At 65.3% G+C, this 22946-nt stretch carries 20 protein-coding genes and 1 riboswitch; of the genes, 14 read left to right on the forward strand and 6 right to left on the reverse strand.

Annotation, left to right across the window (positions count from 1 at the left end):
- Positions 1 to 135: 135 nt before the first annotated feature.
- A complete protein-coding gene (locus F6X61_RS07990) occupies positions 136 to 468 on the reverse strand; it encodes a multidrug efflux SMR transporter (protein WP_011535981.1) in 333 nt (110 codons plus the stop codon).
- A 90-nt stretch (positions 469 to 558) separates the two neighbouring features.
- On the opposite strand from F6X61_RS07990, the gene F6X61_RS07995 reads away from it, so the two are divergent.
- Positions 559 to 1449, forward strand: coding sequence for a LysR family transcriptional regulator (locus tag F6X61_RS07995; RefSeq protein ID WP_153786145.1), 891 nt, complete (start codon positions 559 to 561; stop codon positions 1447 to 1449).
- A gap of 11 nt (positions 1450 to 1460) precedes the next feature.
- Entirely contained in the window at positions 1461 to 2735 is a 1275-nt protein-coding gene (waaA, locus tag F6X61_RS08000) for a lipid IV(A) 3-deoxy-D-manno-octulosonic acid transferase (RefSeq protein ID WP_153786146.1), read from the forward strand.
- Between the two features lie 121 nt (positions 2736 to 2856).
- On the opposite strand, the gene F6X61_RS08005 is transcribed toward waaA, so the two are convergent.
- Positions 2857 to 4290, reverse strand: a complete 1434-nt coding sequence (locus F6X61_RS08005; RefSeq protein WP_153786147.1) for a TolC family outer membrane protein — start codon at positions 4288 to 4290, stop codon at positions 2857 to 2859.
- Positions 4291 to 4451: 161 nt separating this feature from the next.
- Positions 4452 to 4558, forward strand: a riboswitch (TPP riboswitch).
- Between the two features lie 157 nt (positions 4559 to 4715).
- Here F6X61_RS08005 and thiC point away from each other — a divergent pair.
- The gene (gene thiC / locus F6X61_RS08010; RefSeq protein ID WP_153786148.1) at positions 4716 to 6596 is read left to right on the forward strand and encodes a phosphomethylpyrimidine synthase ThiC; all 1881 of its coding nucleotides are present in this window, start codon (positions 4716 to 4718) and stop codon (positions 6594 to 6596) included.
- A 128-nt stretch (positions 6597 to 6724) separates the two neighbouring features.
- Complete coding sequence (cytX, locus tag F6X61_RS08015) at positions 6725 to 8008, forward strand: putative hydroxymethylpyrimidine transporter CytX (RefSeq protein ID WP_153786149.1); 1284 nt, start codon at positions 6725 to 6727, stop codon at positions 8006 to 8008.
- On the opposite strand, the gene F6X61_RS08020 is transcribed toward cytX, so the two are convergent.
- Positions 7977 to 8723, reverse strand: a complete 747-nt coding sequence (locus F6X61_RS08020; RefSeq protein ID WP_153786150.1) for an RsiV family protein — start codon at positions 8721 to 8723, stop codon at positions 7977 to 7979. The two genes, cytX and F6X61_RS08020, sit on opposite strands and share 32 nt — an antisense overlap.
- Positions 8724 to 8908: 185 nt before the next feature.
- Between F6X61_RS08020 and F6X61_RS08025 the strand changes: the two genes are divergently transcribed.
- The 9 genes from F6X61_RS08025 (at position 8909) to F6X61_RS08065 (ending at position 18309) form a co-directional block, all read left to right on the forward strand.
- Entirely contained in the window at positions 8909 to 9529 is a 621-nt protein-coding gene (locus tag F6X61_RS08025; protein ID WP_153786151.1) for an NUDIX domain-containing protein, read from the forward strand.
- Positions 9520 to 9972: a DUF1249 domain-containing protein gene (locus F6X61_RS08030; protein ID WP_153786152.1), complete on the forward strand. Its 453-nt coding sequence runs from the start codon at positions 9520 to 9522 to the stop codon at positions 9970 to 9972. The genes F6X61_RS08025 and F6X61_RS08030 overlap by 10 nt, the downstream gene beginning before the upstream one ends.
- Before the next feature lie 85 nt (positions 9973 to 10057).
- Entirely contained in the window at positions 10058 to 10861 is an 804-nt protein-coding gene (cpdA, locus tag F6X61_RS08035; RefSeq protein WP_153786153.1) for a 3',5'-cyclic-AMP phosphodiesterase, read from the forward strand.
- Between the two features lie 246 nt (positions 10862 to 11107).
- A complete protein-coding gene (locus F6X61_RS08040; protein WP_153786154.1) occupies positions 11108 to 11716 on the forward strand; it encodes a YqiA/YcfP family alpha/beta fold hydrolase in 609 nt (202 codons plus the stop codon).
- A gap of 35 nt (positions 11717 to 11751) precedes the next feature.
- The gene (gene parE, locus F6X61_RS08045) at positions 11752 to 13656 is read left to right on the forward strand and encodes a DNA topoisomerase IV subunit B (RefSeq protein WP_153786155.1); all 1905 of its coding nucleotides are present in this window, start codon (positions 11752 to 11754) and stop codon (positions 13654 to 13656) included.
- Positions 13653 to 14639 (forward strand): esterase-like activity of phytase family protein, encoded by a 987-nt coding sequence (locus F6X61_RS08050; protein ID WP_153786156.1) that lies wholly within the window; start codon positions 13653 to 13655, stop codon positions 14637 to 14639. Before parE ends, F6X61_RS08050 begins: the two co-directional genes overlap by 4 nt.
- Complete coding sequence (locus F6X61_RS08055; protein WP_110996464.1) at positions 14636 to 15154, forward strand: TIGR02281 family clan AA aspartic protease; 519 nt, start codon at positions 14636 to 14638, stop codon at positions 15152 to 15154. The genes F6X61_RS08050 and F6X61_RS08055 overlap by 4 nt, the downstream gene beginning before the upstream one ends.
- Positions 15155 to 15164: 10 nt before the next feature.
- A complete protein-coding gene (gene parC / locus F6X61_RS08060; protein WP_153786157.1) occupies positions 15165 to 17423 on the forward strand; it encodes a DNA topoisomerase IV subunit A in 2259 nt (752 codons plus the stop codon).
- Positions 17424 to 17598: 175 nt separating this feature from the next.
- Positions 17599 to 18309 carry a membrane integrity-associated transporter subunit PqiC gene (locus tag F6X61_RS08065; RefSeq protein ID WP_153786158.1) on the forward strand — a complete coding sequence of 237 codons (711 nt, stop codon included), beginning with the start codon at positions 17599 to 17601 and terminating at the stop codon, positions 18307 to 18309.
- 89 nt (positions 18310 to 18398) lie between these two features.
- Here F6X61_RS08065 and serB read toward each other — a convergent pair whose 3' ends face one another.
- Positions 18399 to 19613: a phosphoserine phosphatase SerB gene (serB, locus tag F6X61_RS08070; protein WP_153786159.1), complete on the reverse strand. Its 1215-nt coding sequence runs from the start codon at positions 19611 to 19613 to the stop codon at positions 18399 to 18401.
- Between the two features lie 135 nt (positions 19614 to 19748).
- Between serB and F6X61_RS08075 the strand changes: the two genes are divergently transcribed.
- Positions 19749 to 21194 carry a histidine kinase gene (locus F6X61_RS08075; protein ID WP_153786160.1) on the forward strand — a complete coding sequence of 482 codons (1446 nt, stop codon included), beginning with the start codon at positions 19749 to 19751 and terminating at the stop codon, positions 21192 to 21194.
- A 62-nt stretch (positions 21195 to 21256) separates the two neighbouring features.
- Here the strand turns inward: F6X61_RS08075 and asd are convergent, their stop codons facing one another.
- Positions 21257 to 22120 carry an archaetidylserine decarboxylase gene (asd, locus tag F6X61_RS27115; protein WP_153786161.1) on the reverse strand — a complete coding sequence of 288 codons (864 nt, stop codon included), beginning with the start codon at positions 22118 to 22120 and terminating at the stop codon, positions 21257 to 21259.
- A 9-nt stretch (positions 22121 to 22129) separates the two neighbouring features.
- Positions 22130 to 22939, reverse strand: a complete 810-nt coding sequence (locus F6X61_RS27120) for a rhodanese-like domain-containing protein (protein WP_153786162.1) — start codon at positions 22937 to 22939, stop codon at positions 22130 to 22132.
- Between the last annotated feature and the right edge of the window lie 7 nt (positions 22940 to 22946).

Consider the following 22946-nt stretch of genomic DNA (forward strand, 5'->3'; position numbering starts at 1 on the left):
CTGGGACAAGGTGCGCAGTATACAGGCTGTGCAAGGGCGCTGGTCGTGGGAGCGGGCTTGCCCCGCGATCAGGTAGGCATCCCGCTATCGTCATCGCGGGGCAAGCCCGCTCCCACGCAAAAAATGCGACCGGTCTCAGTGCCCGGCAGTGTTCGAGAACACCTGGATCACCACCACCCCGCCGACAATCATGGCCATCCCCAACATAGCCGGCACATCCAGCTTCTGCCCATAGATCACCAGCGCTGCGACGCTGATCAGCACGATGCCCAGCCCCGACCAGATTGCATAGGCGATGCCCACCGGGATGCTGCGCACCACCAGGGTGAGCATCCAGAACGCCACGCCATAGCCACAGATCATCAGCAGCAGCGGCAACGGCGTGCTCAAGCCCTTGACCGCTTTCATGGAAGCAGTGGCGATGACTTCGGCGCAGATGGCGATGGCGAGATAGGTATAGGCGTTCATGGTTCGGTTCCTCCGTTGCTGGTCGGGCATTCTAGGGGATGCTGGGATGGGGTAAAGTCATTACCTATCTGCAATGGAGATAGGTTGGTCATGACCGAACACTGGAACCTGGAGCAACTGCGCCTGTTCGTGCGCACCGCTGAACTGCGGTCGTTCTCCGCCGTGGCGCGGGAGCAGCGCAAGGCGCAGTCAGCGGTGAGCACCGCCATCGCCCTGCTTGAGACCGACCTGGGCGTGACCCTGTTCGAGCGCAGCAGTGGCCGCCAGCCGCGGCTGACCGAAAGCGGCGCGGCACTGCTGGAAGACGCCCGCGAACTGCTGCGCCAGTGCGAACGCCTGGACGGCCGGGCGCTGGCCCTGATGCGCGGCCAGGAAGCCTTGCTGCGGGTAGCCCAGGATGAGGCCATGCCCTATCAGCCGGTGATCGACAGCCTCGACGAACTGGCCGCGCACTACCCCTACCTGGAAGTGCAGCTGGCCAGCGGTGCCCAGGGCGATGTGGCGCGCAAGCTGGTGGAGCGACGTGCCGACCTGGGCCTGTTCTTCCACCACGAAAGCATTCCCTCCTCGCTGGAGCGGCGCGCCCTGGGCAGCGTCGAGATGGTCACCGTGTGCGCCATCGGCCACCCCTTGGCAGGGCAGGGCAAGGTCAGCCGTCAGCAGCTGGCGCGTCATCGCCAGTTGTTGATCACCCCACAGCAGAGCGGTTATCCGGGCGGCGAGGCGATCAGCCCGCAGGTCTGGCGTGCCGACAGCTTCTACGCCATGGCCGAGCTGCTGATGCGCGGCCTGGGCTGGGCCTGGTTGCCGCGCCACGTGGTGCAGTACCCCACCTACCAGGCACAGATGGTCGAGCTGGACAGCGAGTGGCGCCCGCCCGCGCTGGTGGCCGAGCTGGCCTGGCGCCGTGACGAGCCGCTGGGGCCGGCGGCGCAATGGTTGGCCGAGCGTTTTGCCGTGCACCTGCGTGCGATCGGGTAAACTCCGCCGCCATGAACAGAACCCTCTACTCCCTGCTGTTTCACCTGGGCCTGCCGCTGGTCGCGCTGCGCCTGTTCCTGCGTGGGCGCAAGGCGCCGGCGTACCGTGCACGTATCAATGAGCGCTTCGCCTGCAAGCTGCCGCCGCTGAAACAGGGCGGGATCTGGGTGCATGCGGTGTCGGTGGGCGAGAGCATCGCTGCCGCGCCCTTGGTTCGCGCGCTGCTCAAGCAGTACCCGGACCTGCCGATCACCCTGACCTGCATGACCCCGACCGGGTCGGAGCGCATCCGCGCCATGTTCGACGGCGAGCCGCGGGTGCAGCACTGCTACCTGCCCTATGACCTGCCCTGGGCGGCCGGGCGCTTCCTCGACCATGTGCGGCCGAAACTGGGCATCATCATGGAAACCGAGCTGTGGCCGAACCATATCCACCAGTGTGCCAAGCGCGGCATCCCGGTGGCGTTGGCCAATGCGCGGTTGTCCGAGCGGTCGGCGCGTGGTTATGCCCGCTTTGCCGGCCTGACTCGGCCGATGCTCGAGGAAATGAGCCTGATCGCCGTGCAGACCGAGACCGAGGCCGAGCGCTTTCGCAGCCTTGGTGCGCGCAGCGAATGCGTGCAGGTGACGGGGTCGATCAAGTTCGACCTGAAAGTCGATGAGCAGCTGCTGCCCCGCGCCCAGGCGTTGCGCGAGCAATGGGGCGCGGCGCAGCGCCCGGTGTGGATCGCCGCCAGCACCCATGACGGCGAGGATGCGTTGATCCTCGACGCGCACCGGCAACTGCTCCAGGTGCACGGCGATGCGCTGCTGATCCTGGTGCCGCGCCACCCCGAGCGCTTCAATGCGGTGCATGCACTGTGCAGCGCCGGATTCGCCACGGTGCGCCGTTCCACGGGGGAGGCGGTTCAGGCCCAGACCCAGGTGCTGCTGGGCGACACCATGGGCGAGTTGCTGTTCCTCTATGCCCTGGCCGACATCGCCTTTGTCGGTGGCAGCCTGGTGGCCACCGGCGGGCACAACCCGCTGGAGCCCGCAGCGCTGGCGTTGCCGGTGCTGATGGGGCCGCATGTGTTCAACTTCCTCGAGATCAGCGCGATGCTGCGTGATGCAGGGGCGTTGCAGCAGGTGGACGATGCCGAGGGGCTGGCCGGCGCGGTGCGCCGCCTGGTCGAGCTGCCGCAGGATGCCCGACGCATGGGCGAGGCGGGCAGGGCGGTGATGCAGGCCAATCAGGGCGCGTTGCAGCGGTTGCTGGATGGTTTGGGGCGACTGCTGAGTTTGTAGGTACCCGTGGGAGCGGCGGTGCGCCGATGCGACTTGCCCCGCGATAGCGTCCGACCAGGCAACATCACTGCCTGATAGGGCCCTATCGCGGGGCAAGCCCGCTCCCACGAAACTCGTTCCTTCAAGGCCTGCGTTCGAAATTCTTCGCCGCCGCCGCCGCCAGGTCCGGTGGCAGGAAGTCCTTGTCCGGGTTGTAGTCGGCCTTCAGGTAGCGCCCCAGGTCCTGCAGGTCCTGCGGGCTCAAGGTCCCCGCCGCCTGCTTCAGGCGCAGGTTGTCGAGGATGTAGTCATAGCGGCTGTTGTTGTAGTCGCGCACCGAGGTGTACAGCTGGCGCTGGGCATCCAGCACGTCGACGATGTTGCGGGTACCCACCTGGTAGCCGATCTCGGTGGCTTCCAGCGCGCTCTGGTTGGAGATGATCGACTGCTTGCGCGCCTGCACCTGTTCCACGTCGGTGTTCACCGCGCGGTGCAGGTTGCGGGTGTTCTCCACCACCTGGCGGCGCAGGCTCTCGCGCTGCTGCTCGCTCTGGCTCAGGCGCTGGTAGGCCTCGCGTACCTGCGAGCTGGTCAGCCCGCCGCTGTAGATCGGAATGTTCAACTGCAGGCCGACGCTGGTCTGCTCCACGTCGCCGCCGTAACGGATGCCGTTCTGCGAAGGGTTGGTGAAGCCGAGGCTATCGTTGTCGCCCTTCTGGTACTTGGCCACCGCATCGAGGGTCGGCGCGTGGCCGGCCTTGCGCTGGCGCAGGGTCTCTTCGGCGGCATCGACCGCGTGGTTGGTGGCCAGCAGGTTGAGGTTCTGGCGCCCGGCGGTTTCGACCCAGGCCTTGGCGTCGTTGGGGATCGGTACCTGGATCGGCAGGGTGTGGACCACGCCCTGGATCGAGCTGTACTGGCGGTTGGTCAGGGTGATCAAGGCCTCGAAGGCGTCCTGCACCTGGCGCTCGGCGATGATCCGGTTGGCCCGGGCGGTGTCGTAGCTGGCCTGGGATTGCAGTACGTCGGTCTTGTCCGAGAGGCCGACGTCGAAACGCTCGTTGGACTGGTCCAGCTGGCGCTTGAACGCGGCTTCCTCGGCCTTGGTCGAGGCCAGGTTGTCCTGGGCGCGCAGCACGCTGAAGTAGTTCTCGGCGGTTTGCAGGATCAGGTTCTGCTCGGTGGCCGACAGTTCCAGCGCGGCCTGCTCGTTGACGGCTTCGGCGGCTTGCAGCTGGAACCAGCGATCGGCGCGGAAGATCGGCTGGGCCAGGGTGGCGCTCCAGGAATTGCCGCTGCGGTTGGAGGTGATCGACGGGTCGTCGAGCTTGGTTCGGGTGTTCATCATTTCGGCACCGGCCGACAGGTTGGGCAGCAGGCCGGCGCGGGCCTGTGGCACCACTTCGCGGCGGGCGCCGTAGTCGGCGCGGGCGGCGGCCAGGTCGGCGTTGTTGTCGACCGCTTCCTGGTAGACGCTGACCAGGTCGGTCTTGACCGTGGTGGGCGTATCCACTGCCCACGCCACTCCGTGGGTCGCACAAGACACGGCAATCGCCAGTGAGAGTTTGCGCAGCATAGGGCAATCCTTGATCAAGATTTAATTACTGTACTGTCGGGTATCGAGCGGTGCGCCAGTGTAGTGCCACGCGCAGGCATCAACAATCCACTGTTTGTGCCTTTTGTCATGCCCCCCAAATACCCGCTTGGCTTTGCCGACCACTCCAGCTTAGACTGCGCAGGTTCTTGTCGGGGTGCCTTGATGCAAAGGCTGAGATCGCAAAGTTGCGGATCCCGTTGAACCTGATCAGGTTAGCGCCTGCGTAGGGAACAAGATTGCTCTCACATCCCGGGAGCCTCTTGTGCCAGGTCCGGGATCGTCACAGCTGCGTGCAGCTCATGGCACCCCATATCCGGCACTGCACTCGTCACCACGAGTGCGTCCGCGCCTTTCAGGTTCACCCCGACATTCCGCCCGCTAGGAAGCTGTCTGGAGAGCCTGTGATGAGCAAACAAGAAAAAATTATCAGCCTGAGCGAGTCGGCCCAAGTCGACCAACAGTCCGTACAACCCCTGCCCAATTCGCGCAAGGTCTACGTCGAAGGTTCGCGCCCCGACATCCGCGTGCCCATGCGTGAAATCAGCCTGCACGACACCCCCACCGACTTCGGCGGCGAAAAGAACGCCCCGGTGCTGGTGTATGACACTTCCGGCCCGTACACCGACCCCAACGTCGTCATCGACGTGCGCAAGGGCCTGGGCGATGTGCGTTCGGCGTGGATCGATGCCCGTGGCGACACCGAGCGCCTGGAAGGCCTGAGCTCCAACTTCGGCCAGCAGCGCCTGAACGATGCCGAGCTGGCCAAGCTGCGCTTTGCCCATGTGCGCAACCCGCGCCGCGCCAAGCCCGGCGCCAACGTGTCGCAGATGCACTACGCCCGCCAGGGCATCATCACCGCCGAGATGGAATACGTTGCCATCCGCGAGAACATGAAACTGCAGGAAGCCCGCGCCGCCGGCCTGCTGGACCAGCAGCATGCCGGCCACAGCTTCGGCGCCAACATCCCGAAAGAGATCACCCCCGAGTTCGTCCGCGAAGAAATCGCCCGTGGCCGCGCGATCATTCCGGCCAACATCAACCACACCGAACTCGAGCCGATGATCATCGGCCGCAACTTCCTGGTGAAGATCAACGGCAACATCGGCAACAGCGCCCTGGGTTCCTCGATCGAGGAAGAAGTGGCCAAGCTGACCTGGGGCATCCGTTGGGGTTCGGACACGGTCATGGACCTGTCCACCGGCAAGCACATTCACGAAACCCGCGAGTGGATCATCCGCAACTCGCCGGTACCGATCGGCACCGTGCCGATCTACCAGGCCCTGGAAAAGGTCAATGGCGTTGCCGAAGACCTGACCTGGGAGCTGTTCCGCGACACCCTGATCGAACAGGCCGAGCAGGGCGTGGACTACTTCACCATCCACGCCGGCGTCTTGCTGCGCTACGTGCCGCTGACCGCCAAGCGGGTCACCGGCATCGTCAGCCGCGGTGGCTCGATCATGGCCAAGTGGTGCCTGGCGCACCACAAAGAGAACTTCCTGTACACGCACTTCGACGAGATCTGCGAAATCATGAAGGCCTACGACGTCAGCTTCTCGCTGGGCGACGGCCTGCGCCCGGGCTCGATCGCCGACGCCAACGACGCCGCCCAGTTCGGTGAACTGGAAACCCTCGGCGAGCTGACCAAGATCGCCTGGAAGCACGATGTGCAGTGCATGATCGAAGGCCCTGGCCACGTGCCGATGCAGCTGATCAAGGAGAACATGGACAAGCAGCTGGAGTGCTGCGACGAGGCGCCGTTCTACACCCTCGGCCCGCTGACCACCGACATCGCCCCGGGTTACGACCACATCACCTCAGGGATAGGTGCGGCGATGATCGGCTGGTTCGGTTGCGCCATGCTTTGCTACGTCACGCCCAAGGAGCACCTGGGCCTGCCGAACAAGGATGACGTCAAGACCGGCATCATCACCTACAAGATCGCCGCCCATGCCGCCGACCTTGCCAAGGGCCACCCGGGCGCGCAGATCCGCGACAACGCGCTGTCCAAGGCACGCTTCGAGTTCCGCTGGGAAGACCAGTTCAACCTCGGCCTGGACCCGGACACCGCGCGCTCGTTCCACGACGAGACGCTGCCCAAGGAGTCGGCCAAGGTCGCGCACTTCTGCTCGATGTGCGGGCCGAAGTTCTGCTCGATGAAGATCACCCAGGAAGTGCGTGAGTATGCCGCGAAGATCGACACCGTCGATGTGACGGCCGAGCAGGGCATGCGCGAGCAGGCCGAGCGGTTCCGCCAGGAAGGCAGCCAGCTGTACCAGAAAGTCTGACGCGTCAGCTGTAACGCAACGTGGGAGCGGGCTTGCCCCGCGATGGCGATGTCGGGTCTGCCGACGCCATCGCGGGGCAAGCCCGCTCCCACGTTTGCCAACTTAGTCCAGTCATCCGGCGAACAATCATGACAACACCCAGCCACTTCTCCCCCGACTACCCGGTCCCTTCCCATCACCGCCAATTCGGCGCCCGCGACCTGTTCTCGCTGTGGTTCTCCCTCGGCATCGGCCTGATGGTCCTGCAGGTCGGCGGGCTGCTGGCCACGGGCCTGGGCCTGGCCGGGTCGATCCTGGCGATCACCCTGGGCACGGCAGTAGGCGTGCTGCTGCTGGCGGCCGCCGGGGTGATCGGCAGCGACACCGGCCTGTCGGCCATGGCCACCCTGCGCCTGTCGCTGGGCCGACACGGCGCGCGCCTGCCGGCGCTGCTCAACCTACTGCAGCTGGTGGGCTGGGGCTCGTTCGAGATCATCGTCATGCGCGATGCCGCGAGCCTGCTGGGCGCGCGCACCTTCGGCGAGGACAGTGGCTGGAACAGCCCGCTGCTGTGGACCTTGTGCTTCGGTGCCCTGGCCACCTTGCTGGCGGTCAGCGGGCCCTTGGCGTTCGTGCGCAAGGTGCTGCGCAAATGGGGGATCTGGCTGCTGCTCGGCGCTTGCCTGTGGTTGACCTGGAACCTGTTCGCCAAGGCGGACCTGGCCGACCTGTGGCGCCGCCCAGGCGATGGCTCGCTGTCGCTGGCGCTGGGCTTCGATATCGTCATCGCCATGCCGCTGTCGTGGCTGCCGTTGATCGCCGACTATTCGCGTTTCGGCAAGCGCGCCAGCCGGGTGTTCGGCGGTACCGCGCTGGGCTTCTTCATTGGCAATGCCTGGCTGATGAGCCTGGGCGTGGCCTACACCCTGGCCTTCGCCCCGAGTGGCGAGGTGAATGCACTGCTGCTGGCCCTGGCTGGCGCCGGGCTGGGCATTCCGCTGCTGCTGATTCTGCTCGACGAGTCGGAGAACGCCTTTGCCGACATTCACTCGGCAGCGGTTTCGACCGGCCTGCTGGTGAAAATGAAGGTCGAGCACCTGGCGCTGGCCATCGGTGTGCTGTGCACCCTGATCGCACTGCTGGCGCCCTTGGCCCAGTACCAGAACTTCCTGCTGTTGATCGGCTCGGTGTTTGCGCCGCTGTTCGGCGTGGTGCTGGTGGACCACTTCGTGGTTCGTCGTCGGCGCATGCCGGCGCTGGTCGAAGGGCTGCACTGGCAGGCGCTGCTGGCCTGGGCGCTGGGGGTGGCGGCTTATCACCTGATGGCCAGCCAGGCACCGGAGCTGGGGGCGACCCTGCCGGCACTGCTGCTGGCAGGGGTACTGCATGGGGTGCTATCGATCAGCCGCGGCCGGGAAACAGCTCGGGCCTGATCACGCCATTGAGGCGTGGGTAGGGGATCTTCAGCTCGACGTGGCCCATGGAGTAGGGCGCGATGGCATAGACCTCGTACTTCACGATCACCGCGCCGTAGGTCAGGGCGATGTGCGGCGACGGCTTGAACGGCCAGGTCTTGACGAACTCGGGGTCCTTGTCCACGCCGGTGCTGATCTGCCAGGCGCGGTGGGACTCCTCGACGGTCTTCCAGAAGGTGTCTTTCTGGCCGGGCACCAGCATGTCGTCCAGGGTCAGCACCTTGTCCAGCTTGCGCGAGTAGTTGATGAAACCGCGCCCGGGCATGCCATGGGCGCCGCCGCTGTCGAGGTAGCTGGACAGCTCGACGATCACCAGCCCGTCATGCTGCTCGCGTACCTTGGCTTGCAGGTAGCTGCTGTTGCGCTTGTCGGCGCGGGCCAGGTACTGCTGCTCATAGGCCTGCAGCGAGGCTGGCGGGGTGCCGCGCTGGTTGTCCTCGGTCAGTTGCAGCAGGCGTTTTTCGACGATGGCGTCGAGCTTGGGCAGCGCCGGGAAGTGCACGGTGTCGATGTTCACCAGCGGGCAGTCGCTCTCGCTGCAGCCGGGTTTTACATGCTCCCAGGCATCGCGCTTGACCTCGAGCGGTGCCCGGTAGTTGGGCGTGAACAGGCTCTGGCAGGCGCTGAGGGCGACTGCCAGCACGGCCACGGAAGTCAGTTTGACTAGCGTCATGATGATCCTTGCACAACGGTGATGATCGGCCTTGGACCGCCTGCGCGGCCTTCAGTTCGCCACTAAGCTAACAGAGAGCGTAGCGCCTGTCCCGAGTGCCCGAACGGTCGCCACAAAGGGATGAAACCGGGCGGCGCGCAGAGTAGGATTGCGCGATGCGGTAAACGAGGTAATGAGGAGTTTGCATGACGGATACGTTGAATTCGGTGCCCCAGAAGGTCGAGATTGCCCGGCGCGAGCAGTTGTTCAAGGGTTTCTACAAACTGGACAAGCTGCACCTGCGTCACGAGCTGTTCGCTGGCGGCATGAGCCGTGAATTCACCCGCGAGCTGTTCGTGCGGCACGACGCCGTCTGTGTGCTGCCCTACGATCCGCAGCGCGACGAAGTGGTATTGATCGAACAGTTCCGCGTGGGTGCCCTGGACAAGGTCGACAACCCGTGGCTCATCGAAATGGTGGCCGGGCTGATCGACAAGGATGGGGAAGACCCTGAAGAAGTTGCCCGTCGCGAAGGTGAAGAAGAAGCGGGCCTGACGTTCAAGGCGCTCTGGCCGATCACCAAGTACTTCCCGTCACCCGGCGGCAGCGACGAATTTGTCCATCTCTACCTTGGGCGTTGCAGTAGCGAAGGTGCGGGCGGCCTGCATGGCCTTGAAGAAGAGAGCGAGGATATCCGGGTGCGCGTCTGGGCATTCGAGGATGCGTTGCAAGCGGTGCGCGATGGCAGGATTCACAACGCTGCCACGATCATCGGCCTGCAATGGCTGGCACTGAACCGTGATGAAGTACGAGGTATGTGGAAGTGAACCTGCTGCGCGAGCGCTATCGAGTCGACCTGGTCGGGCTGCAGACGGCCTGTGAGGCCAACTACGCCCGCCTGATGCGCCTGCTGCCGGAGATGCGCACCACGCAAAGCTCGCGGCGCATCGGCATGACCCAGGGCGACCAGATGCTCGGCGTGCTGGTGCTCGAAGTGCTGTTGGCCTGCCCCTATACCACCACCCTGCGGGTGCGCCAGGAGCACAGCCTGCCGTGGTTGCCGGTGCCTGAGCTTGAGGTGCAGGTGTATCACGACGCGCGCATGGCCGAAGTGGTCAGCGCCGAGCATACCCGCCGCCTGCACAGCATCTACCCGTACCCCAACAGGGCGATGCACCAGCCTGACGAGAAGGCCCAGCTCAACCTGTTCCTCGGCGAATGGCTCAGCCACTGCCTGGCCTGTGGCCACGAACTGGCGACCGTGCGCTGAAATGTGACGCCCGTCGGCTTCGAGTATTTGCTCCACAGCGATCCATCGCCATAATCCGTGCTGAATCCGTTCGAGGAGACGGCCGTTGCCGCAAGCACTTTTCGCAGAGTCACCCGTTCATGTGGTGCAACTGACCGATGCCCATCTGTTCGCCGATCCGGCTGGGACGCTGCTGGGGCTCAATACCCGTGACAGCCTTGAACATGTGGTGGCGCAGGTGCGCCGTGAACAGCCGCGCATTGACCTGCTGCTGTGCACCGGGGATCTGTCCCAGGATGCCAGTGTGGCCTCCTATGAAGCATTCCGCGGGTTGACCGCCGTGTTCGGTGCGCCGGCACGCTGGTTGCCGGGCAATCATGACGAAGCCCAGGTAATGGCCAAGGTGGCGCCGGAGCTGATCACGGCGGTGACCGATATCGGTGACTGGCGCATCGTGATGCTCGATTCGGCGGTGGTCGGTGCCACGTTCGGGCTGCTGGCCGAAGACCAGCTGGCCACGCTGGACCAGGCGTTGGCTACTGCCGGTGAGCGGCATTGCCTGGTGTGCTGCCACCACCAGCCGGTGGATATCGGTTGTGCGTGGATGGCGCCGATCGGTTTGCGCAATGCTGACCAACTGCTGATGCGCGTGAAACGTTATCCACAGGTGAAAGCGCTGCTCTGGGGGCATGTTCACCAGGAATTCGACCAGCTGCGCGAGGGTCTGCGCTTGCTGGCCACGCCCTCGACCTGCATCCAGTTTGCGCCGGGCAGCGAGGACTTCCAGGTGAGTGAAGAGCAGCCGGGGTATCGCTGGTTGCGCCTGCATGCCGACGGGCGGCTGGAGACCGGGGTGGAGCGGGCGCGGGATTTTGTGGTGACGCTGGACTTCAACAGCCCCGGCTACTGAACCCAAGCGGGAACTAATCCTGTGGGAGCGGCTTTAGCCGCGAAGCAGGCGACGCGGTGGATGGCACCGGCTCTGCCGGTGTTCGCGGCTAAAGCCGCTCCCACAGTGTCCTTGCTAAGTCAGAAGCTGATGATCTTTCCATGAAAGTCGCAGCGCGCATTTTGAAGAATGTGTTGCGAAAATCCCCACACTGCGCCAATGCCCTTCGAACAGGCTACACTGCGCGTCTTTGCGTCCGGGGGCAGCATGTCGGGTTCCATCCTTTATATCCATGGCTTCAACAGCTCGCCGCTGTCGAAGAAGGCCCGCCAACTCGAGGCGGTCATGCAGCAGCTCGGCCTGGCTGAGCAACTGCGCGTCCCGGCCCTGCATCACCACCCGCGCCAGGCCATCGCCCAGCTGGAGGCCGCCATCGGCGAGCTCGGCGCGCCCTTGCTGGTCGGCAGCTCGCTGGGCGGCTACTATGCCACCCACTTGGCCGAGCGCCACGGCCTCAAGGCCCTGCTGATCAACCCGGCGGTCGCCCCGCACCGGCTGTTCGATGGTTATCTCGGCACCCAGCGCAACCTGTATACCGACGAAGCCTGGGAGCTGACCCACGACCATGTGCAGGCCCTGGCCGAGCTCGAAGTGCCACCGCCCACGGACGCCGCCCGCTATCAAGTGTGGTTGCAGACCGCCGATGAAACACTGGACTATCGCCAGGCCGAGGGCTATTACCGAGCCTGTGCCCTGCGCATCCAGGCCGGCGGCGACCACAGCTACCAAGGCTTCGCCGAACAGCTCCCGGCGTTGCTGACCTTTGCCGGTATTGCCCGTGGGCAGTATGCGGCGCTGGATTTTTCTGTACTTTGAGCTTTTTGCATTCACCTGACTGACGACGAGACCCCATGGCCAATCCCAGCGCTAGCGCCTATAACGCAGACGCCATCGAAGTCCTCTCGGGCCTTGACCCGGTCCGCAAACGCCCGGGCATGTACACCGACACCAGCCGGCCGAACCACCTGGCCCAGGAAGTCATCGACAACAGTGTCGACGAAGCCCTGGCCGGCCACGCCCGTTCGGTGCAGGTGATCCTGCACGCCGACCACTCGCTGGAAGTGTGCGACGACGGCCGCGGCATGCCGGTGGACATCCACCCCGAAGAGGGCGTGTCCGGTGTCGAACTGATCCTCACCAAGCTGCATGCCGGCGGCAAGTTCTCCAACAAGAACTACCAGTTCTCCGGCGGTTTGCACGGCGTCGGTATTTCGGTGGTCAACGCCCTGTCCACCCAGGTGCGGGTGCGCGTGAAGCGCGATGGCAACGAATACCAGATGACCTTCGCCGATGGCTTCAAGGCCAGCGAGCTGGAAGTGGTCGGCACTGTCGGCAGGCGCAACACCGGCACCAGCGTGTACTTCACGCCTGATCCCAAGTACTTCGACTCGCCCAAGTTCTCCATCAGCCGCCTCAAGCACGTGCTCAAGGCCAAGGCCGTGCTGTGCCCAGGGCTGTCGATCAGCTTCGAAGACAAGGGCACCGGCGAGAAGGTCGAGTGGCACTACGAAGACGGCCTGCGTTCCTACCTGGTCGACTCGGTCAGCGAATACCTGCGCCTGCCCGACGAGCCGTTCTGCGGCAGCCTGGCCGGTAATAAAGAGGCGGTCGACTGGGCCCTGTTGTGGTTGCCCGAGGGCGGCGACAGCATCCAGGAAAGCTACGTCAACCTGATCCCCACCGCGCAAGGCGGCACCCACGTCAACGGCCTGCGCCAGGGCCTGCTGGATGCCATGCGCGAGTTCTGCGAGTTCCGCAACCTGCTGCCGCGTGGGGTCAAGCTGGCCCCGGAGGACGTCTGGGAGCGCATCAGCTTCGTCTTGTCGATGAAGATGCAGGAGCCGCAATTCTCCGGCCAGACCAAAGAGCGCCTGTCGTCCCGCGAGGCGGCGGCATTCGTCTCGGGTGTGGTCAAGGACGCGTTCAGCCTGTGGCTCAACGCCCACCCCGAGCTGGGCATGCAACTGGCGGAGCTGGCCATCAGCAACGCCGGCCGCCGCCTGAAGGCCAGCAAGAAGGTCGAGCGCAAGCGCGTCACCCAGGGGCCGGCACTGCCGGGCAAGCTGGCCGACTGCGCAGGCCAGGACCCGATGCGCGCTGAGCTGTTCCTGGTCGAGGGCGACTCCGCCGGTGGTTCGGCCAAGCAGGCGCGGGACAAGGAGTTCCAGGCGATCCTGCCGCTGCGCGGCAAGATCCTCAACACCTGGGAGGTCGATGGCGGTGAAGTGCTGGCCAGCCAGGAAGTGCACAACATCGCCGTGGCCATCGGCGTCGATCCGGGTGCCACCGACCTGACCCAACTGCGCTACGGCAAGATCTGCATCCTCGCTGACGCCGACTCCGACGGCCTGCACATCGCCACCTTGCTGTGCGCGCTGTTCGTCCAGCATTTCCGCCCGCTGGTCGAGGCCGGTCACGTCTACGTGGCCATGCCGCCGCTGTACCGCATCGACCTGGGCAAGGAGATCTACTACGCCCTCGACGAAGCCGAGCGTGATGGCATCCTCGATCGCCTGGTCGCCGAGAAGAAGCGCGGCAAGCCGCAGGTCACCCGATTCAAGGGCCTGGGCGAGATGAACCCGCCGCAGCTGCGCGAAACCACCATGGACCCGAACACCCGGCGCCTGGTCCAGCTCACGCTCGACGACCTGGCGGGTACCACCGAGATCATGGACATGCTGCTGGCGAAGAAGCGCGCCGGTGACCGCAAGAACTGGCTGGAGACCAAAGGCAACCTGGCCGAGGTCCTGGTTTGATTCGTCCGCTCCTGGCACTTTGCCTGGCGTTGTCGATGTTGCCGGCCCTGGCGCAGGACTGGCCGGAGCTCAAGCTCACCCGCGAGCATCCGGTCGAAGGCATGCATGGCGGCAACCTGTCCGGCCTGGCGATGTGCCGTGGGGCACTGTGGGCGGTGTCCGACCGCGACGATGACCGCATCTATCGCCTCGACCGGGGCGACAGCACCTGGCGCGCCGAAGCGCTGGTGTTCACTCCGCCTGCGGCGCCGGACACCGGCCTGCCGTGGGGGCTGAAGTCGCGCAACTGGGCCGCATCGTTCATCCGTGGCGGGGCGCTGGATTTCGAAGGGATCGCCTGTGATCAGGCCGGTAACTTCTATGTCGTCAGCGAAGCGCACGCAGCAGTGCTGCAATTGCCAGCCGAAGGTGAACCGAACTGGTTGAAAATCGATCAGGCGATGGTCCGCCAGGCCCGTGGCAGTGGCATGCTGCTGCACTTCAATGCCTTGTTCGAAGGCCTGGCGATCAACCCGGCGGGCGACCGCCTGTGGCTGGCCGCCGAGCGTGAGCGCCGTGGCCTGCTTTCGGTGCGGCGCCAGCAGTCGGTATGGGACTGCGGGCGCAGTTGCGTGATATTCAGCGAGGCCGGCGTCGAGATGCAGCCAGCTCAATTCCCGGGCGCTCGCGCCCTGTCGCGGGACTTCGCCGACCTGGCGTTGTTCGACGGCAAGCTGTTCACCCTGGAGCGCAATGCCTACCGCATTTGCCGGCGCGATGCCGACAGCGGCGCGGTCGAGCGCTGCTGGTCGTTTGCCGCCGACGCGTTGCTGGCGCCCCGTCAGTACGATCAACCCTACGGCCTGGCCGAAGCGCTGGTGATCGACAAGGACGGCGCCTGGATTGGCCTGGACAACAACAACGGCGTGCGCGCCGATGGTGAAGCGCGGCCGATCGTCTGGCGCTTCGCCGCGCCACAGGGCGGCTGGAGCGGCAAACCATGAGCCAGGCACCGGGCAAACGTGCGGGCAGGGTGCTGATGGTGCTCGCCTGGGCGGCGGCGATGTTCCTCGCCACGCGCTTTTTCGGCCAGTGGGAAGCACGCCAGGAAAACCCCAACAGCGAAGTGCAGAGCACCCAGGGCGATGGTTTCGTCGAAGTGCGCCTGCTGAGCAACGGCCAGGGGCATTTTGTCGCCGATGGCGCGATCAATGGCCGGGTGGTGCATTTCATGCTCGACACCGGGGCCACCGACGTGGCCATCCCCGAGGCGCTGGCCCGCGACCTGGATCTTGCCCGTGGTGCGCCGGTGACGCTGAGCACCGCCAATGGCCGTACCGAGGGTTACCGCACCCGCATCGACAGCCTGCTGCTGGGCGATATCCACCTGCGCGACGTGCGCGCCCTGGTGGTGCCCGGCCTCGACGGCCAGGCCGTGCTGCTGGGCATGAGCGCTCTCAAACAACTTGAATTTACCCAGCGCGGCGGCACCATGCTGCTGCGCCAGAACCTGAAATGACGAGGCCCGCATGAGCGACTCACTCGAACTCAGCCTGGACGGTGTCGAACGCCGTTCCCTGGCTGAATTCACCGAACAGGCCTACCTCAACTACTCCATGTACGTGATCATGGACCGCGCGCTGCCGCACATCGGCGACGGCCTCAAGCCGGTGCAGCGCCGTATCGTCTATGCCATGAGCGAGTTGGGGCTCGATGCCGATTCCAAGCACAAGAAGTCGGCGCGTACCGTCGGTGACGTGCTCGGCAAGTTCCACCCCCACGGTGATTCGGCCTGCTATGAAGCCATGGTGCTGATGGCCCAGCCGTTCAGCTACCGCTACACCCTGGTCGACGGCCAGGGTAACTGGGGTGCGCCGGACGATCCGAAGTCGTTCGCCGCCATGCGTTATACCGAGGCGCGTCTGTCGCGTTACTCCGAAGTGCTGCTCAGCGAGCTGGGCCAGGGCACGGCCGACTGGGTGCCGAACTTCGACGGCACCCTGCAGGAGCCAGCGGTATTGCCGGCGCGCCTGCCGAATATCCTGCTCAACGGTACCACCGGCATCGCCGTGGGCATGGCCACCGATGTGCCGCCGCACAACCTGCGCGAAGTGGCCAGTGCCTGCGTGCGCCTGCTCGACGAGCCCAAGGCCACGCTTGAGCAGCTGTGCGAACACATCCAGGGGCCGGACTACCCGACCGAGGCCGAGATCGTCACCCCGCGCGCCGACATCCTCAAGATGTACGAGAGCGGCAAGGGCTCGATCCGCATGCGTGCGGTGTACCGCGTCGAAGACGGCGATATCGTCGTCACCGCGCTGCCGCACCAGGTCTCCGGGGCCAAGGTACTGGAGCAGATCGCCGCGCAGATGCAGGCCAAGAAACTGCCGATGGTCGCTGACCTGCGCGACGAGTCGGACCACGAGAACCCCTGCCGCATCGTCATCATCCCGCGCTCCAACCGCGTCGATGCCGCCGAACTGATGCAGCACCTGTTCGCCACCACCGACCTTGAGAGCACCTACCGGGTCAACGTCAACATCATCGGCCTCGACGGTCGTCCGCAGCTCAAGAGCCTGCGTGCATTGTTGCTGGAGTGGCTGGAATTCCGTGTCGCTACCGTTCGTCGCCGCCTGCAGCACCGCCTGGACAAGGTCGAGCGGCGTCTGCACCTGTTGGAAGGCTTGCTCAAGGCGTTCCTCAACCTGGATGAAATGATCCACATCATCCGCACCGAAGAGCACCCCAAGCAGGCGCTGATCGAGCGTTTCGAGCTGACCGAGATCCAGGCCGACTACATCCTCGAAACGCGCCTGCGTCAGTTGGCGCGTCTGGAAGAGATGAAGATCCGTGGCGAAACCGACGACCTGCTCAAGGAGCAGAAGCGTCTGACCACGCTGCTGGGCAGCGATGCCAAGCTGCGCAAGCTGGTACGCAGCGAACTGATCGAAGATGCCCAAACCTACGGCGACGACCGTCGTTCGCCGATCGTCGAGCGGGCCGAAGCCAAGGCCCTGTCGGAAAACGAGCTGATGCCGACCGAGCCGGTCACCGTGGTGCTGTCGGAGAAGGGCTGGGTGCGCTGCGCCAAGGGCCACGACATCGATGCCACGGGGCTTTCGTACAAGGCCGGCGATGGCTTCAAGGCCGCTGCCGCCGGGCGCTCCAACCAGTTTGCCGTGTTGATCGACTCCACCGGGCGCAGCTACTCGCTGGCTGCCCACAGCCTGCCGTCCGCCCGTGGCCAGGGCGAGCCGTTGACCGGCCGCCTGACGCCACCGCCAGGCGCTACCTTCGAGTGCGTGCTGCTGCCGGACGACGATGCCCTGTACGTGGTGGCGTCCGACGCCGGCTACGGTTTCGTGGTCAAGGGTGAAGACCTGCAGGCCAAGAACAAGGCCGGCAAGGGCCTGCTGAGCCTGCCGAACGGCGCCAAGGTCATGACCCCGCGCCCGGTGGCCGAGCGCGAGCAGGATTGGCTGGCGGCAGTGACCACCGAAGGGCGCCTGCTGGTGTTCAAGGTCGCCGACCTGCCGCAGCTGGGCAAGGGCAAGGGCAACAAGATCATCGGCGTGCCGGGCGACCGGGTGGCCAGCCGTGAAGAATATGTCACCGATCTGGCGGTGGTCAGCGAGGGGGCGACCCTTGTATTGCAGGCTGGCAAGCGTACCCTGTCTCTGAAGCCGGATGACCTCGAGCATTACAAGGGTGAGCGCGGTCGCCGTGGTAGCAAATTGCCACGCGGCTTCCAGCGTGTCGATGCACTGCTGGTGGAGACCCCGGCATAAGCCGGTAGCGCGTCTGCAGCGGCGCTTTCGGCGCCGTTGCAGGCGGAAATGCTGGAGTCGGGCCGCTATTTCGCGGATGATAGTGCACTTGTGGCGCCGGCGTGGCCGAGTGCCCGGATGAATTTACGTGAGTATCACTGCGGTCAGTCTTGAGGCGACCGCCTGGATGGGATGAATGAAATTTCTGCGCCTTCCATTTGCGCTGTTGATGACTGGGCTGCTGGGCCTGAGCGGGTGCAGCATGCATCAGCCGGTCGCCTTGTATCAGCTCGACAGCGGTGACCCTGGCCAGCCTTCCCAGGCGGCGGGCATGGCGGTGGTGCTTGGCCCTGTTTCGGTGGCCGACTACCTGCAACGCGAAACCTTCCTGCAGCGCCAGACCGATGGCAGCCTGACTGCGGCGACCGACGGTCGCTGGGCCGGTAGCCTTTCGTCGGACATCGATCAGTTGCTGGTGCGCCAGCTGGCCTGGCGCCTGGACAGCCAGCGCGTGGTCCTGGCGCCCGCCAGTGCGGGTTTCACCCCGGACGTGCAGGTGCTGCTGACCATCACTCGCCTGGATTCGGGCAAGAACCAACCGGCGATCCTGGATGCGCAATGGCGTGTACTGGACCGTCGTGGCCAGGTGCGTGATAACCGTATCGTTCACCTCGAGCAACCGCACCAGGGCAGCGAATCGGCCCAGGTGCAGGCCCAGGGCCAGTTGCTGCAGAAGCTCGCCGAGCAGCTCAGCAGTGCGGTCAAGCCGCTGGCCAACCAGCCTGCCATCGCCGAGGAAGCGCCCCGCAAGCAGGCGGCGCCGGTACAGGTGAAGAAGGAGCCGGAGAAGTCGAAGATCCCGATGGCTTCACCGATCCGCACCGATATGGAAGTCTATCGGTTCTGATCCGCCAGACATGAAAAAGCCCGCAGCGATGCGGGCTTTTTCATTGCCTCTGTCTTCGCCGGCACGCCGGCGAAGGGGGCGGTCAATCATCAGCCGCGTGCGTCGCGATCGCGCAGGCCCAGCAAATACAGCACGCCATCCAGCCCCAGCGTGGAGATTGCCTGCTTGGCCGACTGGCGCACCAGCGGCTTGGCGCGGAACGCCACACCCAGGCCGGCCAGCGACAGCATTGGCAGGTCGTTGGCGCCATCGCCCACGGCGATGGTCTGCTCCAGCTGCAGGCCCTCTTCAGCAGCCAGCTTCTGCAGCAGCTCGGCCTTGCGCTGCGCGTCGACAATCGGCTCGACGGCAACACCGGTCACCTTGCCGTCGACCACTTCCAGCTCGTTGGCGAACACATAGTCGATGCCCAGGCGCGCCTGGACCTGCTTGGCGAAATAGGTGAAGCCGCCAGACAGAATGGCGGTCTTGTAACCCAGGCGCTTGAGTTCGGCGAACAGGTGCTCGGCACCTTCGGTCAGGCGCAGCGAGGCACCGATTTCATCCAGCGCGCCAACGTCGAGCCCCTTGAGCAGCGCCATGCGCTCCTTGAAGCTGGCACGGAAATCCAGCTCGCCGCGCATGGCACGCTCAGTGATTTCTGCCACCTGCTCGCCCACGCCGGCTGCCTTGGCCAGCTCGTCGATCACTTCGGCTTCGATCAGCGTGGAGTCCATGTCGAACACGGCCAGGCGGCGGTTGCGGCGGAACAGGTCGTCGCGCTGGAAGGCGATGTCGATGTTCAGCTCTTCGCACAGGGCAAAGAAGTCGGCACGCAGGGCCTGGGCATCGGTTGGTTCGCCGCGCGCGGAGATCTCCAGCGCGGCCTTGCCGTTATCGGCATCGGCATTCAGCGCCACACGGGCGGACAGGCGCTCGATGCGCTCGATGGTCAGGCCGTATTGGCTGATGATCGCGCTGACCCGCTGCAACTGCTCCGGGGTGACCCGGCGGCTGAGCAGGGTGACGATATGGCGCGCCTCGCCCTGGCTGTCGGCCCAGTGCTGGTAATCGGCTTCGGAGATCGGCGTGTAGCGCGCCTGCAGGTTCAGCTCGTGGGCCTTCGATTGCACGCTCTGCAGCAGCGAGGTGGCGACTTCGTTGTCGGGAATGTCGACCAGGATGCCGAACGACAGCGTGCCGTGCATCACCGCCAAGCCGATGTCGAGGATGTTCACACCGCCCTGGAGCAGGACGCCGGTGATGGCAGCGGTAAGACCTGGACGGTCTTCACCAGTGATGTTGATCAGGACGATTTCGCGCAAGACCGGGCTCCGACTTCGATGAAAAATGCGCATTCTACCGATTTTCCGTGACCATCGGGCGCCAACGATACTTTGCCGACAAAACTCTGCTCGCTATACTGCGCAGCACTTTCTCGCCATTAAGAGCCGCGCTCTGTGAACCGGCCTACGCCCGTCAAAACCGACAACTTCTTCCTGATGATCTACCGAGCCCTCAGCCAGCGCCGAATCCCGCTGGCCCTGCGTATCGCCAGCCATAACATCTTCCTGGTGGCCCTGGCCCTGGTGATCTATGCCTGCGTGATGGGTTTGCAGTTCAAGCAGGCCATGCATGAGCAGGCCGATGCCGTTGGCCAGAGCCTGACCACGCAGACCGCCACCTCCGCCACCGAACTGCTGGTGTCCAACGACATCCTCAGCCTCAACGTGCTGCTCGGCAACCTGGTGAAGAACCCGCTGGTGGCCCACGCCGCCATCTACAGCGTGGACAACCGCATCCTCGCCGAGGCCGGCCAGCGCCCGCGCAACAGCCTGCTGGGCGAGGCAGAGGGGGTGTACCAGACCAAGATCACCTTCCAGGACGTGACCGCCGGCCAGCTGCGCATCAGCCTGGACATGAGCCAGTTCCAGCAGCCGATGCTGATCAGCCTGCAGAGCATGGGCATCCTTGCCGCCATCCTGCTGGCGCTGGCCCTCACCCTGAGCCTGCGCCTGGGCCGCTTCATCTCCACCCCGCTGCTGCAACTGCGGGTCTGGCTGCGTGACCCGCACCCCTACACCCCGGCCATCGACCGCCAGGACGAAATCGGCGACCTGGCCCGCCAGCTGCACGCCCGCCTTGCCCCGCCACCGCCGCCTGAGCCGGAGGTCGAGGAAGAAGACGACTTCGACGATGTCCCGGTAGCGCCCAAGGCCGCCCCGCGCGCCAAGGTCGCGGTGCAGGAAACTGACGACGATGACGAGGCCTTTGCCGGTCTGATGGACGAAGAAACCGCCCCCGCCAAGCTGAGCGCCGTCGAGTCGAACGAGCCCCAGAGCAGCGCCGTGCTGGCCGTGCAGCTGGGCTCCCAGGAGCAACTGCGCCGCCTGCCGCGCACCCGCCTTGCCGAGCTGCTGGAGCGCTACAACGACTGCCTCGACCAGGCTGCTTCGCTGTACGAAGGCGAGCTGCACACGCTGAGCGACGGCGGCACCCTGCTGCTGTTCCACAGCCGCGACTGTGGCGAGGACTACCTGACCAACGCCATCTGCTGCGGTGAGCTGCTGCGTGCCCTGGGCCATGCCCTGCAGATCGAGGTGGCCGACAGCGGCATCACCCTGCAGCTGCAGTTGGGCCTGGTGCTGGCCGATGACTTGCAGGGCCTGGACCAGGTCGACCTGCTGATGACCGAGCAGGCCCAGGACGCCCTGGCGCTGTCGCAGCACAGCCGCAACCTGCTGCTGGTGGAGCGGCGAATCAGCGACGATGCCCTGGTGCGCCAGCGTGCGCGCATCCGCCCGATCGCCAGCCCTGAGGGCGCGAGCTGCGTGGAGCGGTTGATGGAACCGTACCCATCGATGCTGGAGCGCCAGCTGGCACGGATGCACGAACGCCGCGCCTGATACGCCATGCACCAAAAGAAAAGGCCCTGCAGATGCAGGGCCTTTTTCATTGCGGCGGCGGATCAGGCCTGGGTTGGCTGCGCCAGCAGTTCACCCATGCGTACGGCAGAGCCTGCGCCGAGGTTTTCAGCCCACTTCACCTGCTCCGGCCCGAACAGCACGATCGCCGTGGAGCCCAACTTGAAGCGGCCCAGCTCGGCGCCTTTCTCCAGGTGGATCGGTGCGCGGCTGGCTTCGTCGTAGCGGAAGGTCTTGAGCTCGCGCTTCGGCGGCGTGACCAGGCCGGCCCAGACGGTCTCGATCGAGGCGACGATCATCGCGCCAACCAGCACTACCGCCATCGGCCCGCGCTCGGTGTCGAACAGGCAGACCACACGCTCGTTGCGGGCGAACAGCTCGGGGACGTTCTCTGCGGTGGTCTGGTTGACCGAGAACAGCCGGCCCGGCACGTAGACCATCTCGCGCAGGGTGCCGGCCAGCGGCATGTGCACGCGGTGGTAGTCCTTGGGCGACAGGTAGATGGTGGCGAATTCGCCGCCCATGAAAGGCGCGGCCAGGGCCGGGTCGCCGCCCAGCAACTCGAGGGCGCTGAAGCTGTGGCCCTTGGCCTGGAAGATGCGGCCATGCTCGATCGGGCCAAGCTGGCTGACCGCGCCGTCGGCCGGGCAGAGGATGGCGCCGGGGGTTTCGTCCAGCGGGCGGGCGCCGGGCTTGAGGGCACGGGTGAAGAAGGCGTTGAAGTGCTCGTAGGCAGTCAAGTCTTCGACCAGCGCTTCGGACATGTTCACCTGGTAGCGCTTGGCGAACCAGGCGGTGAAGGCATTCTTGAACCAGCGCGCGCGGCATTCGGCGACGCAGCCGGCCAGTCGCGACAGCAAGTGGTGCGGCAGCAGGTGCTGGCTGATGATGAACAAACGGGATTTCATTGAGCGTCCTTAAACTTCTACGGGCGTGTCGGGGTGGTTGCCCCATTCGCTCCACGAGCCGGCGTAAGCCTTGATGCGTGGGTAACCGAGGGCCTTGGCCACCAGGTAGGTGAAACCGGAGCGGCGGTGGGTCTGGCAGTGGGTAATCACTTCCTTGTCCGGGGTGATGCCCAGTTGTTCGAGCACTTGCGCGATGTCCTTGCGGATGCGCAGGTGGTCGTTCAGGTCCATGCCGGCGGTCCACTCGAAGTTGATCGCGCCGGGGATGTGACCGCCCTTGGCGGCCAGGACTTTTTCGCCGCTGAACTCCTGCGGGCCGCGGGCGTCCCAGACCACCAGGTCGTCGGCGCCCAGCCGGCTTTGCAGGTATTCGCGGGTGGCGGTCGGCTCGCCGTGCAACTGCAGGCGTACCGGGGTGCTGGCGGGGGCCGGCGCCTCGGTGGACAGCTTGTCTGCCGGCCAGGCCTGGATGCCGCCGTTGAGGTAGTGGTAGTGCGGGTGGCCGATCACGTCGAGCAGCCAGATGAAGCGCCCGGCCCAGCCGCCCCCTTCATCGTCGTAGACCACATAGACGGCATCGTTGCGGTGGCCGAGCTCGCTGAACAGTTTCTCCAGGTCGCCCAGTGCCGGCAGCAGGCCGGGTGCTGGCGGTTGACCCAGCTGGGTGCGCTTGCCCTCGACGAAGCGGGCCCCTGGGATGTGCCCGCTGACGTAGCGATTGGCACTGCTCAGGTCGACCAGGATCAGCTGTGGCGAAGCCAGGCGCGGTAGCAGGTCCTCGGCTTCGATCACCAGGGGCAAGCCGGAAAAGTCAGTCATCCACGGT

The organism is Pseudomonas sp. EMN2 (genome assembly GCF_009650555.1).
Taxonomy (GTDB): Bacteria; Pseudomonadota; Gammaproteobacteria; order Pseudomonadales; family Pseudomonadaceae; genus Aquipseudomonas; species Aquipseudomonas sichuanensis.

Excerpts from the sequence above, each read along its gene's own strand:
- F6X61_RS27120 (WP_153786162.1), bottom strand. The coding sequence starts at position 22,939 with ATGACTGACTTTTCCGGCTTGCCCCTGGTGATCGAAGCCGAGGACCTG.
- F6X61_RS08005 (WP_153786147.1), bottom strand. The coding sequence starts at position 4,290 with ATGCTGCGCAAACTCTCACTGGCGATTGCCGTGTCTTGTGCGACCCAC.
- cytX (WP_153786149.1), top strand. The coding sequence starts at position 6,725 with ATGACAACACCCAGCCACTTCTCCCCCGACTACCCGGTCCCTTCCCAT.
- F6X61_RS08040 (WP_153786154.1), top strand. The coding sequence starts at position 11,108 with ATGTCGGGTTCCATCCTTTATATCCATGGCTTCAACAGCTCGCCGCTG.
- F6X61_RS08020 (WP_153786150.1), bottom strand. The coding sequence starts at position 8,723 with ATGACGCTAGTCAAACTGACTTCCGTGGCCGTGCTGGCAGTCGCCCTC.
- F6X61_RS08025 (WP_153786151.1), top strand. The coding sequence starts at position 8,909 with ATGACGGATACGTTGAATTCGGTGCCCCAGAAGGTCGAGATTGCCCGG.
- F6X61_RS07990 (WP_011535981.1), bottom strand. The coding sequence starts at position 468 with ATGAACGCCTATACCTATCTCGCCATCGCCATCTGCGCCGAAGTCATC.
- parC (WP_153786157.1), top strand. The coding sequence starts at position 15,165 with ATGAGCGACTCACTCGAACTCAGCCTGGACGGTGTCGAACGCCGTTCC.
- thiC (WP_153786148.1), top strand. The coding sequence starts at position 4,716 with ATGAGCAAACAAGAAAAAATTATCAGCCTGAGCGAGTCGGCCCAAGTC.
- asd (WP_153786161.1), bottom strand. The coding sequence starts at position 22,120 with ATGAAATCCCGTTTGTTCATCATCAGCCAGCACCTGCTGCCGCACCAC.
- waaA (WP_153786146.1), top strand. The coding sequence starts at position 1,461 with ATGAACAGAACCCTCTACTCCCTGCTGTTTCACCTGGGCCTGCCGCTG.
- F6X61_RS07995 (WP_153786145.1), top strand. The coding sequence starts at position 559 with ATGACCGAACACTGGAACCTGGAGCAACTGCGCCTGTTCGTGCGCACC.
- F6X61_RS08065 (WP_153786158.1), top strand. The coding sequence starts at position 17,599 with ATGAAATTTCTGCGCCTTCCATTTGCGCTGTTGATGACTGGGCTGCTG.
- F6X61_RS08055 (WP_110996464.1), top strand. The coding sequence starts at position 14,636 with ATGAGCCAGGCACCGGGCAAACGTGCGGGCAGGGTGCTGATGGTGCTC.
- parE (WP_153786155.1), top strand. The coding sequence starts at position 11,752 with ATGGCCAATCCCAGCGCTAGCGCCTATAACGCAGACGCCATCGAAGTC.